General features: G+C 40.3%; 7 protein-coding genes. 4 read left to right on the top strand and 3 right to left on the bottom strand.

Translation table 11 applies throughout. The features are described 5' to 3' along the window. Positions 1-131: 131 nt before the first annotated feature. Both grxC and gshB read left to right on the top strand, forming a co-directional pair. Positions 132-404, top strand: a complete 273-nt coding sequence (grxC, locus tag AACU33_RS25335; RefSeq protein ID WP_096591776.1) for a glutaredoxin 3 — start codon at positions 132-134, stop codon at positions 402-404. Between the two features lie 119 nt (positions 405-523). Next, entirely contained in the window at positions 524-1,504 is a 981-nt protein-coding gene (gene gshB / locus AACU33_RS25330; RefSeq protein ID WP_096595378.1) for a glutathione synthase, read from the top strand. A gap of 421 nt (positions 1,505-1,925) precedes the next feature. Here the strand turns inward: gshB and ftsZ are convergent, their stop codons facing one another. From ftsZ to AACU33_RS25315, 3 genes are all read right to left on the bottom strand, one after another. Further along, positions 1,926-3,215 (bottom strand): cell division protein FtsZ, encoded by a 1,290-nt coding sequence (gene ftsZ / locus AACU33_RS25325; RefSeq protein WP_096591773.1) that lies wholly within the window; start codon positions 3,213-3,215, stop codon positions 1,926-1,928. 46 nt (positions 3,216-3,261) lie between these two features. After that, on the bottom strand, positions 3,262-3,855 hold the full coding sequence (locus AACU33_RS25320) for a hypothetical protein (protein ID WP_339376277.1): 594 nt from the start codon (positions 3,853-3,855) through the stop codon (positions 3,262-3,264). 712 nt (positions 3,856-4,567) lie between these two features. Next, complete coding sequence (locus tag AACU33_RS25315) at positions 4,568-5,389, bottom strand: cell division protein FtsQ/DivIB (RefSeq protein ID WP_096595377.1); 822 nt, start codon at positions 5,387-5,389, stop codon at positions 4,568-4,570. A gap of 1,131 nt (positions 5,390-6,520) precedes the next feature. Between AACU33_RS25315 and AACU33_RS25310 the strand changes: the two genes are divergently transcribed. Continuing rightward, positions 6,521-7,852 carry a P-loop NTPase fold protein gene (locus tag AACU33_RS25310; protein WP_096591770.1) on the top strand — a complete coding sequence of 444 codons (1,332 nt, stop codon included), beginning with the start codon at positions 6,521-6,523 and terminating at the stop codon, positions 7,850-7,852. Positions 7,853-8,124: 272 nt separating this feature from the next. Continuing rightward, positions 8,125-13,152: an nSTAND1 domain-containing NTPase gene (locus tag AACU33_RS25305; RefSeq protein WP_096591768.1), complete on the top strand. Its 5,028-nt coding sequence runs from the start codon at positions 8,125-8,127 to the stop codon at positions 13,150-13,152. Positions 13,153-13,190 lie beyond the last annotated feature (38 nt).

The following is a 13,190-nucleotide window of genomic DNA, read 5'->3' as shown; positions in this document are numbered from 1 at the left end:
GACTATTGACTAACCTTTATTTGTATAAATCTATTGGGTCACTTTTGAAATTTAACCCAAACTTAAATAAAGCAGCTACAGCTAGTGCCAACGTTCTAAAATTAAGAATATTAAATCAAGTTGAGGACGTTATGGCTGCTAAGGTAGAAATCTATACCTGGAGAACTTGCCCATTTTGCATCCGGGCGAAAAATTTGCTGAATAATAAAGGGGTAGAATTTATCGAATATAAGATTGATGGAGACGAGACAGCACGGGCTAAAATGGCTCAAAGAGCAAATGGAAGACGCTCTTTACCACAAATTTTCATCAATGACAATCATGTTGGTGGTTGTGATGATATTTATGTTTTAGAAAATCAAGGCAAGCTAGACGATCTACTAACTTCTAGCAATAGCGTATAGCAGGACAAATGACTAGAATGAGGCTTGCTAGCAACAAAACTGGGTGTAAATCAGCTTAAACATCAGGAGATAATCTAAATTGAATAAAGTTAATTTTCCTGGTGATTGAGGCAAAAAGCGTGAAACTAGCTTTTATCATTGATCCCATCCATCAGCTCGATCCATGCCATGATACTAGTGTTGCTCTGATGGAAGCAGCGCAAATCCTAGGACACGAAGTTTGGGTAACACAAGCTAATCTCTTGAGTGTAGTAGAAGGCAAAGCCTGGGCTATCTTACAGCGTGTAGAACTCATACCAGTGCAGTTGGTGGAAGGACGCTATTTTGCAGTCAATCCTTGGTACAAGTTGAGCGAAGCTCAACCTGCTTTCACTTGCCTGGACACAATGGATGCTGTATTTATGCGGACAGATCCACCAGTCAACGATTCCTACCTCTATGCAACCTATATTCTGGATTACATTAACCAAGACAAAACCTTAATAATAAACAGTCCTAAGGGTATCAGAGGCGCAAACGAAAAAATGTACGCGCTTCAGTTTACCAATGTAATTCCAGAAACCATAGTGAGTGCTGATAAGCACGTTATCCGTAAATTTGTAGAAGCAAAAGGGGCAACTGTTCTCAAACCACTAGGCAACAAAGCTGGAGAAGGAATTTTATTTTTACAATCAAGCGATCGCAATTTCAACTCAATTGTTGAACTTAGTACTTTTCAAGGTCGAGTACCAGTCATGGTACAAACTTACTTACCACAGGCAAAAGACGGAGATAAAAGAATTATCCTCCTGAATGGCGAACCGATTGGTGCCCTCAATCGTCTATCTAGTGGCAGTGACTTTCGCAACAATATGGCGACTGGCGGTACAGTTGCTCAAACTGAAATTACCTCAAGAGAGCATGAAATTTGTACCCAAATTGCTGAAAAATTACGCCAAGATGGCTTAATTTTTGTAGGTATTGACGTGATCGGCGGTTACTTGACCGAAGTCAACGTCACCAGTCCGACTGGAGTGCGCGAGATTGACAGATTCAATGGTACTAGCCTTGGTCGTCTTGTCATTCTCTGGGTTGAGCAGACTCTACAACGTAAAAAATAGAATTTATTTACCTTTTCTAGTTTCTTCGCATTTTTAAATTCCGGGAAGCCTACACCTATTTAATTTTCCTGACAGCCAAGCAAACTTACATAAGCGAGTGCAGTCTTAGTTAAATTAGTCTTCCCGCTTTTCAGAAATATGCTGATGGTAGCAAAGAAAGTAATAATATTTTTCAAAACTCTTCATCCTGACAGTTTTATTCCCAACTTACTTGAGGACATCTAAGTTCAAAAGACCCATGCCCAAGTTCATTAGATTTTGTGTTTAGTGTTGAAGAGTTTCGTTGGCAATTGGCTATATCAGGGATAAATAAGGAATTGCTGTTCCTGCCCTGAAGCAACTCAATAGCCAGCAATTTATATATAGCGCTCAACCCGACTTGAAAATTCCAATTTCATCTTCAATCTGAATTCTTACAAACTCAATTCTTTGGTGGGTTACGCCGCCGTTGGAGAAAATCAGGAATATCTAATACAGGTTTTTCTTTTGGCTCTGCAATTGGTGTTGGGGGACTAGCAGCAGGTGGCTGTGACATAGGACGCTTCGGGGGAGGGGTTGCAACCCTTGTGTTTGCTACAGTTTGTTGTGGTGCTGCTTGTAGTTCGCCAGTAAAACCAGTTGCAATTACAGTAATACGTACTTCACCTTGGAGCCTGTCATCAATCACAGCACCAAAAATAATATTGGCGTTGGGATCAACTACTTCATAGATTGTTTCTGCGGCAGCGTTCACTTCATGCAAGGTGAGGTCGCTACCACCAGTAATGTTAAAAACAACTCCTCTAGCTCCTTCAATAGAACATTCTAGTAAAGGTGAGGAAATAGCAGCGATCGCAGCTTCTCTAGCTCTTGATTTCCCAGAGCTAACTCCTATACCCATCAATGCCGATCCCGCATCGGCCATCACAGCCCGAACATCAGCAAAGTCAACATTTACCAACCCAGGGATGGTGATGATATCCGAAATTCCTTGCACCCCTTGACGTAGCACATCATCCGCATAGCGAAACGCTTCTTGCACGGGAGTTTGCTCAGGTATCACTTCCAACAGCTTATTGTTAGGGATAATAATCAGCGTATCTACCCTACTTTTTAGCCCTTCAATGCCCTGCTCTGCTTGACTAGTACGACGGCGTCCTTCAAAAACAAATGGACGTGTCACAACCCCTACAGTGAGAGCACCCATTTCTTTTGCTACTTCCGCAACAATTGGAGCTGCACCAGTTCCTGTACCACCTCCCATTCCAGCGGTAATAAATACCAGGTCAGCACCTTCCAAAGCTGTAGCAATTTCATCCCGCGATTCCTCAGCTGCCTTTTGACCAATAGCAGGATTACCACCTGCGCCTAAACCACGGGTCAATTTCTGTCCTATTTGTAACCTACTAGGCGCACCTGCTAAAGTCAAAGCTTGAGCATCAGTATTAATTGACCAAAACTCCACTCCACTGACATCAGACTCTATCATGCGGTTAACGGCATTACCACCACCGCCACCTACACCAATCACTTTGATGTTCGCAACCCGACCCGGAACAATCTCACCAATTCTGTTGCTTTCAGCAGTAATCTTTTTACTGTCATGATTCTGTCCGAAGTTAAGCCCAGAGTGATTAAAGGGATTATTCGAGTTAACAGCCAGTGAGAATCCTGACTGTCCCACAGATTGGGAGTTTTTATAGGTAAGCCCTTGGTTATTATCAAGTGTCATTAGATTTGTGAAAGGTAGATAAACGACTTTTTCAGGTGTAATTCACCTAAGAGTCAACTATAGTGTCACATTGCCATAGATAATGACAGTGTTCTTTATTGTTCTCACTACTTCCAACCCTAACAGGATTGTCAGTGCGAAATTTCGCTACGGCATCAGCCAAGAACGCAGCCGATCGCACAACCAGTTCTAGAGAAGTATACCTATATTTACTTAAAAATGATCTGTATAACCTCAACCAAATATTAATATCTTCACTATTAGGCTGGCGATTTAGCTTGGGTTTTATTTGCAATTTCCAATGTGCTTCCTCTTTTATTACTAATGATTTAGATGGGTCACTAATTTTACAACTTACAGTATTGATTTTTTTTGCTTTTCCCGCCACTCTTACAATGTTAATTCTGTATATTTTATAATCTCCTTCCAAATAAAAATACTGGACATAAAAATTATTGGTAATGTTAAATGTGGCTCTTTTACGGGTAACTAAGTAGCTAAAAGTACATCTGACTACAGTATAGGTAACTCCACACCCAAAATTACACTCAGATAGCACAACTTGTAAAGACACATCGTACAGCGTCTTGTTTGCTTTCAGAATATGGTTAATAAGTTTCACTACTGAGCCAGATTGCACCTTATTACACAAAATTTGCCCTCTACTTACCTATATTTAGGTTTGGGGTCAGGAAGAATTTGCTTGTCAATTTAGAAAAAATCCTAATTGATTAGTTGTTTGGTGTACCTTAACAGGCATTGGTTGGAAAAATATTCTACCTCATAGAAATAGTTCCTGGTATCACCGTAAAACAGAGCGGGGTGACACTAAAGAGACAATTAGTGCCAACTTACCAAGAGCAAAACTGATGAAATATACAACGAAGTTTCTCATTACACCCAGGAAATTTGTCTACCCATCTTTGAAACGATCTCCGACACACGATTGATGGCAGTTCCAACCTTGGATCCTATGGTCAGCGGTAATTTAAGTATCTAAACCAGTATCCTTTTTTATAAACTAACTTAGATGTTGTTTTACAATCTAGGTTGGGTTGAAAACTGCTTCAGCAAAGGGCGCTTCTACACCAGATGCCATGATGATGCTTTTTCAAAGCTTGCACCCTATCACTAAATGTTAGGGTAAAAACTGGGCTTGTTTGAGTCACTATTAGGAAGTTTTGCAAATACAAGCTTGATATTAGGGAGAAGTGAACAAGGATTCTAGTCTTAGTTACTAAAAAACTGAAAAAATAATAAATATATTTACCAGCATAAAATTCTTAATTGGCTAAGACTTTTGTATACATGTAGGTATTCTAGATATTTCTAGGGAATTGGGAAATTCTCTTTCATTTTTTTTGGTTCAATTGTACTAATGGATTTGCCGGATTTTGAAGATCGATGTATTCGATTTGACTAGAATTCAACTTGCTAGGTAAATGGCGCATCTGAGCCAAAATCGTAATTTGTTCCGATAGTTGAGAACTTGGTGGGCCGAGATGCACAGTACCTAGTTCAGTTTTTAAAATTAAATTTGTTGGATCTTGGCAATCAATTTCCGTAACTTTTACGGAACTTTGGCTCACAGAGGAATACAGTTGAGTCCAATAAGGAAGATATTGTTCGGACGATCCAATTACTTTTAGACTAGGCAATTTCCCTGTAGGATTCAATGATGTGTATTTTTCTAGAGGCATCCAAACTCCGCTTGCATCTATTAAGCCCACAGATCCTTGCTTATTAGCACTGGCAGCATTTCCTCTCTGAGGAGTTTGAACCATAGCTACAGGTACTCGTTCTTGGATTTCAATCATTAATCCAGGAGGAAATAAACGACGACTAACACTCACTTGTGCAATGGTTGGTTGTCGTTTTAAAGAGTCAGCGATCGCTGATGGCTGAATTCGCCATAAAGATTGGGGATAGGATAGCATCAACAGTGACTGAATGGTCTTATCTGGCAGTAATTGATTACCGGATTTCATTACAATTTGTTTAGGAGCATTTAGCACCCACATTGGTTGGATTGCTATCCACAGCAAGCATCCGGCCAGACTACTAATAGCAAAGGTGCGCCAAAGAGCCTGAATAATTTTCATCTGCTGCTGTCTCCGTAATTTTTTACGGCGTTGGGCTAAATCTGTACGGGAAACTGATAATAGTCCAGCCATTTCAACCTCTTTCTGTCTGGTTTCAGTCAAAATTGGTACTACCCTTGGAGCGTCAATTAATTTTAGTAAACTCTGCCAAGATCGTTTAGCCGATCTTCTCAATATTTTTTTCACTTTTTAGTAACACTTTACAGCAACCATATCAGGATTGAGGTGCAAGGAAATGGCAATAGAAGAATGAACGGTACCTATTGTAGACTTCATGTAACCTTTTTTCTGTAGGGTAACAGCCATTATTAACCAAAAAGCTCGCATCACAAGGCTTGCAGTATTGAGGTATGTACGTAGATTAATTTTAAATACATCACAGTAGTTATAAGGCTAATTCCTTAGAGCGACAATTGCAGTTTTTTGAGATCTGAATCATAGCAAAATTGTCTATTTTGCCTAGAATTAAACCTGACTACAGATAATTCTCCCAAGATGGAATACCCTTTTGGTAGTTCCTTTGCCTTGGAGGAGAACAGGTCAATTGCTACCCAGTGAGAACGCTAGAGAGCGAACAAGTAGGGAAACCCTTTTGGCAGTTGCTCTTTAAGACCAGATTACCGATACTCTAACGTTGCTACTGTTAAGCTAAAGCTACATTGTTGACTTCTTTACTCCCTGCTCCATTTGTACCTTGTTTTGGAGTCTGGGTATATTCAGCGCCATTTACGATTTAATGAAGTATATTTCTTCAATCCTATTTAGAACATACCTTTATCTAAGTCTTAGTCTACGGATAATTACAAAATATTAATTTCAATCTAAAATATTATTTTGTTTTGTTGACAAAAATAAATATAAATGCTATGGATAGCATCTGTGACTAAATACTACACTGGACGAAATAGTATTTTTTTTTACAAAATAAAATTAGTCTAAGGGTTTTTGCTACATCAAGTAAAGGCCATAGATTGTCAAAAGCTTAACAGCAGCTGTAAAAAGGACAGATACAATTAACGTATAAGGAATAACACACACTTTAGCGATATTGTGACAGTTGTGAGCAGCAACACTCCTTCGAGGGCTTGCTTTGGTAAGCAAAATTGTAAATGAGTCAATTGTGCAGATCTCTATATTAAATAGAGAGGTTTGCATAGCAAAAGATACAAACAAAACAGCATCTAAATTTACATCTGCATCTACATGAGAACGACACTAAATTTGTCACGCTTTTATAAAGCATGTAACCCTAGCTACACATTAAATATGAGTGAGGTACTGGATAAGCAGTACTATATAGATTTTTCTGATGTACGTGGTTGTAAGATTGTGGAAGAATTACAGCGTACTATCAGTCGTATTTCTCCCGATGAGCCGACTTGCCAGTTATTTACAGGTCATATTGGTTGCGGTAAATCCACAGAGTTACAACGTCTTAAAGCAGAGCTCGAAGTAGCAGGATTTCATGTAGTTTATTTTGAATCCAGCCAAGACCTAGATATGGCGGATATTGATGTCAGTGATATTTTGCTGAGTGTAGCTCGTCAAGTCAGTGTCAGTTTAGAAGGGATCGGTATAAAACTTAAACCGGGTTACTTTAGCAATTTGTTCAAAGAAATAGGGGATTTTTTGCAGACCCCCATAGAATTATCAGGACAAGCAGAATTATCCTTAGGTATTGCTAAAATTACCGCCAAAACCAAAGATAGTGCGCAGATGCGCAATCAATTAAGGCAATATCTTGAACCACGTACCAACAGCATTTTGCAAGCCATTAATGAGGAAATATTAGAAAAAGCTATTGAACAGCTCAAACAACGCGGTCAAAAAGGATTGGTAGTAATTGTAGATAACTTAGATAGAGTTGATATGCGGCCTGTAGCATCTGGGCGCACACAGCCAGAATATCTTTTTATCGACCGAGGTGAACAGCTACGTCGGCTTAAATGCCATTTAGTTTACACCATACCTTTAGCCTTAATTTTTTCCAATGAGTACGAGACTTTGAAAAATCGCTTAGGAGGAGGAATTGCCCCCAAAGTCTTACCGATGGTATTAGTGCGGCAAAGAGATGGTGAGGACTACGAACCGGGGATGTCTCTGTTGCGCCAGTTAGTCTTAGCAAGAGCTTTTCCAGAAATCCCTTGGAATGAAAGAGCATCGTTAATTACAGATTTATTTGACCATCCTGACACCTTAGGTCGTATATGTCGTGTTAGTGGTGGTCACATTCGTAATTTATTGGGCTTGCTTTATAGTTGCTTACAACGTCAAGATCCTCCTTTTTCTAGAGAATGCTTAGAAGCCGTCATCAAAGACTATCGGGATGACCTGTTATTAGCTATTGATGAGTACCAATGGAAATTATTATTTGAAGTAGTGCAGCAGCAAAGTGTGAAAGGTGAATCTGACTACCAAAGCTTACTCAGAAGTATGTATCTGTTTGAATATCGCGATCCTCAAGGACGATGGTTTGGCATTAGTCCAGCATTAGCAGAAACAGAAAAAGTCCTGACTTGGCAACAAAATAAATAAGTAATTTTAAATGTTTTTAAAGGGTTTATAAACAGGAAAATTTCACCACTTGCCATCCTTTATATTATCTCAAGAACTACAGGTTGGCAGATTTTGTTCTTCCCAATAGCTGACAGGGAAAGCCTATAAACTCTTAAAGCTAACGCCATTCACCAAAATACTGGACTCTCTGCGAAACTTTTAGCAAAATGCAAAACCCTGTATCAGCAATTATTCTCATTGCTACTTGATCTGTAATTTTTTATTCTTCTTTTCTAGCCCGGTTTTTATTTATGACAAAGTGGCAATTTACAGCAGCTATCGTCAATGACAATCAACATGCTCTGCAAAGGATGATACGGGCAATCAAGCTTTCAAAAGGACAATTTGCCCTAATTTTAGTTCGGTGTAACTATGGGCAATTGCGCGAGCAAATGTTGGGTAATCTCCGGTTACTTACCAAAGATATAAATATCCGAGAGATAATTCTCCAACCATCAACTAATGCGTTACATACTCAAATAATCACAGAACTATTTTTAGATCACCCTGTGGTTGTTAAAGATACCTTGCCATCAGCTGTGATGGTTTTTGGGCTAGAGTCAATTATTGCTCTCGATAATTTTCTTGCTGGTGTAAATCAAGCCAGAGATATCTATGCTGCTACTTTTCCTTTCCCCCTGATCTTTTGGCTACAAGATGATGTAGCATCAATGCTGTCTAGGTTGGCTCCAGATTTTAAAAGTTGGGCAGCAACTACAATCAAATTTGAGCTAGCAAAAGAATATTTAATTGCTTTGATTCGGCAAGAAACAGAATCTTTATTTGCTAAGGTTTTAGAGGCTGGCGCCGATCGATTTTTATCTAATGATGCTCTTGATTTAGCTCCAAAGTCGCAAAATCGCCGTGAAATTGAGTCAGCAAGGAATGATTTACTGCGTCTATATGGTGTCAAATTAGAGCCAGAATTAGAAGCAAGTTTAGAGTTTGTACTAGGGCGTGATGAATATGCCAACGATCAAATTAATGATGCTTTAGTTCATTATCAAAGAAGCTTAGAACTTTGGCAGCAGGTGGGTTCAGAGGACAGTGGTTTCACAGGTTTAGAGGAGAATTTGGAAGTATATTCCCCTCATCCTCCAATGTTGCCATCTCCACCACTTTTAAGACAGGCAGTAGTGATATTTCATTTGGGACTGTGCTATCGCCGCATGGCAGATTTATACCAAGGTACTGATAGCAAGTACTGGCAAGATGCTCTTTTTTGGTTTAGAAAATGCTTAGATATCTTAGAGGATGCACAAAGACAAGACTTAGTTGCCAAATTTATATTGCCTGCTTGTGAAATGCTGCAACGCTTACAAGAATGGGAAGAATTGGAAGAATTAGCACAAAAGTCTTTGAAGTTGCATGAAACTTACGGTAAACCCGCGCAAGTTGCTCAAGATTATAGCTTTCTGGCAGATGTGGCAGCTTCTGAGTCAAATTGGTTATTAGCACATGAATTAGCGAATACAGCACTGTCTATTGCGGAACTGGCTACAGAAGTTTCCCGGCGACAGGAAAGTTGGTATCTTTTACTACTAGCACGGACACAAAGGCATCTGGGTGAGTGTGAAGAAGCCATCAATAACTTGGAATGGGCAAAAGTAGTTTGTGAGCTACAGTATGAACCATCACTATATTTGGAAATTTTAGAAGAGTTGCGATCGCTTTATTTTGTTGAGCGTCGTAACTATACAGAAGCCTTTAGCCTGAAGCAAGAAAAAATTCAAATAGAGCATCAATACGGCTTTCGCGCCTTCATAGGCCCTAATCAATTGCAGCCACAACGCTACAGAATTAACCCAGTACTAGAGCAGCAGAAAAATCCCTTTATTCCTGAGGAAGTTGCTCAAGAAATAGCAGCTTCTGGACGCCAACAAGATGTCAACCGTTTGATTGAACGTATTACTCGTGCTGACTACAAACTGACAGTAATTCACGGCCCATCAGGTGTAGGTAAAAGTTCAATTCTCAAAGCCGGTTTAGTACCAGCTTTGAAAGGAAAAGTAATTGGCGAACGCATTCCTTTACCTATTGTTTTATCTGTTTATACAGATTGGGTTACAGCTTTGGGGCGCAATGTCAATCAATTACTAACTCAGACAGAGATATCCGCTGCTGTAGACATTACCCCAACTATACTGATTGACAAACTCCGTTTAGCATCGGAACGCAATCACACAATAATAATTATTTTTGATCAGTTTGAAGAATTCTTCTTTATCAGCACATCTCCTGAGAAAAAAAGCCAATTTTATAAATTTTTTAGCCAATGTTTAAATATTCCCTATGTAAAAATTATTTTAGCAATTCGTGAAGATTATTTACATTATTTACTAGAATTTGAGCGATTGAGTAAAGAGACTAGTGATGGTTTATACGATTTAGGAATAATTAATAAAAACATCTTAGATAAAGATATTCGCTATTATTTAGGTAATTTTGACAAGATTGATGCAATAAATATTATTAAAAGTCTGACTCAACGTTCCCATTATGAAATTACTAATGAGTTAATTAACCAACTAGTCAGCGATTTAGCCGGGGAACTCAATGAAGTACATCCAATTGAACTACAGATAGTTGGTGCTCAACTGCAAGCAGAAAATATTACTACTCTGGCACAATACAAGCTGTGCGGTGGCTCGACAAAACTAGTAGAGCGCTGGTTGGAGGAAGCGATCAAAGATTGTGGTCAAGAAAACGAAGAGCGTAGTTGGAAGTTATTGTTTGAATTAACTGATGAAAAAGGTACAAGGCCGCTAAAAACAAAAGCTGATTTGGCAGTTGTTCTAGGGAATAATTTCACTGCGATATCTGATTTTGACTCGTCTTGGGAATTTATTTTAGAAATTTTGGTGGGATCGGGGTTAGTACTGCGAGAACCTGAAGAATTAGGCGATCGCTACCAGCTGGTTCACGATTACTTGGTTGAGCCGATTCGCCAAAAAAACAGCTATGGTATGGTTGCTGAACTCGAAAAAGTCAGATTTGAAAAAGATAGAGCGGAAGTAGCTCAAAAGCTATCTCAAGAGCAACTAAATTTGGTTTTGCAACGGCGACTGCGAGAAGCACGCATAGCTGGTGGAGCACTGGCAATGATGGCAGGAGCAATAGGAGTATTATGGTGGCAAGCTGACTTACAAAGAAGAGCCGCAATTCTCCAAACTCGTAGGGCAGAACGTAGTGAAACTAACTTTAAAATCAGTGCTATTACTGCTTCTAGCGAAGCTTTGTTTGCCTCAAATAAAGAGTTTGATGCACTACTAGAAAGTTTGCGGGCTTGGAAAAGACTCAAGCAAGCAGATGGAGTGCAAGCAGAAACCAAAATGCGGGTGGTCACAGCCCTCCAGCAAGCCGTTTATGGTGTCAAAGAGCAAAATCGTCTAGAAGGACATAAAGATATTGTCTGGGGCGTCACTTTCAGTCCTGATGGTCAGTTATTGGCCTCAGGTAGCACAGATCGGACAGTAAAACTTTGGCGTCCTGACGGGACTTTGCTACAAACGCTCAAAGGTCATAGTGATGCTGTCACCAGTGTAAGTTTTAGTCCAGATGGCCAAACTTTAGCTTCTGCCAGCCTAGATAAAAGCGTGCAAATCTGGCAGAGAAATGCGACTAGTGGTGAATTTGACCCACAACCATACAAAACTCTCGAAGGGCATGGAGATTGGGTTTATAGCGTCAGTTTCAGCCCAGACGGCAAATTGTTGGCTACTGGGAGTAAGGATGCAACTATTAAACTCTGGCGTAAAGACGGTAGTTTAGTCAAAGTCCTCAAGGGGCATCAAGGATGGGTTAATTGGGTCACTTTTAGCCCGGATGGACAATTTATTGCCTCAGCTGGTGAAGATAAAACCGTGAAAATTTGGCGACGAGATGGCACTTTAGTGACCACCTTGCAGGGACATCGGCAAGGTGTAACAGCTGTAGCTTTTAGCCCAAATGGTCAAATTCTGGCATCTGGAGGTAGAGATAAAACAATCAAACTTTGGCGCAGAGAACGCAATAGTAGTAAAGGCGGCTTGGATTTTCGTCTCAGCAAAACTTTACAGCAACATAGTCGTAATATTTGGAGCCTGAACTTCAGTTCTGATGGTCAAAAGTTAGCTTCTGGCAGTGATGATAATACCATTAATCTCTGGAGCGTCAACGGCACTTTACTGAACACTTTTAAAGGACACAGCGATGCTGTATCCAGTGTAGCTTTCAGTCCAGATAACAGAATCTTGGCATCAGCAAGTTATGACAAAAGCGTCAAATTGTGGCGTCTAGATGCCCCCATACTACCCATCCTCAAAGGGCATAAGAGCCGAGTTTTGAGCGTGGCTTGGAGTGCCGATGGTCAGATATTGGCTTCAGGCAGTAAAGATAAAACAGTCAAACTCTGGCGGCGAGATCCCAGCAGTGGCGATCTGGAAACTCATCTTTACAAAACTCTGCTGGGTCATCTAGATAAAGTCCCAAGTGTGAGTTTCGATCCCCAAGGTGAAATGCTAGCCTCGGCCAGTTATGACAAAACAGTCAAACTGTGGCGGCGAGATGGCACTTTACTCAAAACACTCCAGGGGCATAGCGATAGCGTCATGAGCGTGACTTTCAGCCCGGATGGACAATTTATTGCCTCAGCTAGTAAAGATAAAACAGTCAAACTGTGGAACCGTGATGGTCGCTTGCTTACAACTTTGGTTGGGCATCATGGTTGGGTCAACAGTGTGAATTTCAGTCCCGATGCTCAACTTTTAGCTTCTGCGAGCGACGATCAAACGATCAAACTGTGGCGGCGGGATGGTACTTTGCTGAAAACTTTCTCACCTCAAGACGGTTGGGTATTAGGAGTGAGTTTTAGTCCCACCGATCAGTTGTTGGCTTCTGCTAGTTGGGATAATACTGTGAAGTTATGGCGACGGGACGGTACGTTGTTAAAAACCTTGTTAAAAGGTTATAGCGATAGTGTTAACGCTGTCACCTTCAGCCCTAACGGTGAATTGCTTGCAGCTGCTAGTTGGGATAGGACAGTCAAACTCTGGAGCCGTGAGGGCAAACTGATTAAAACCCTCACTGGGCATCAGGGAGCAGTATTAAGTGTCAGTTTTAGTCCTGATGGTCAAACGCTGGCTTCGGCTGGTGATGATAACAAGATCGTGCTATGGAACTTGGATATTGACGATCTACTGCTGCGTGGTTGCAACTGGGTAGATAATTACCTCAAACACAACCGTAATGTGGAACAGCACGATCGCTCTCTTTGTGAGAATATTCCCCAGAAACCCTAGTACAGCAGCAAATAATTTCAAATTCGGCAATCATTGAG

The organism is Calothrix sp. NIES-2098 (genome assembly GCF_963875125.1).
Lineage (GTDB): Bacteria > Cyanobacteriota > Cyanobacteriia > Cyanobacteriales > Nostocaceae > Aulosira.
Note: the sequence above shows the minus strand (reverse complement) of the source record. Positions and strands in the feature narration are given on the sequence as shown.

What these genes read in the sequence shown, in the direction of transcription:
- AACU33_RS25315 (WP_096595377.1), bottom strand. Translation starts at nt 5,389, where the DNA reads ATGGCTGGACTATTATCAGTTTCCCGTACAGATTTAGCCCAACGCCGT.
- AACU33_RS25310 (WP_096591770.1), top strand. Translation starts at nt 6,521, where the DNA reads ATGAGAACGACACTAAATTTGTCACGCTTTTATAAAGCATGTAACCCT.
- AACU33_RS25305 (WP_096591768.1), top strand. Translation starts at nt 8,125, where the DNA reads ATGACAAAGTGGCAATTTACAGCAGCTATCGTCAATGACAATCAACAT.
- grxC (WP_096591776.1), top strand. Translation starts at nt 132, where the DNA reads ATGGCTGCTAAGGTAGAAATCTATACCTGGAGAACTTGCCCATTTTGC.
- ftsZ (WP_096591773.1), bottom strand. Translation starts at nt 3,215, where the DNA reads ATGACACTTGATAATAACCAAGGGCTTACCTATAAAAACTCCCAATCT.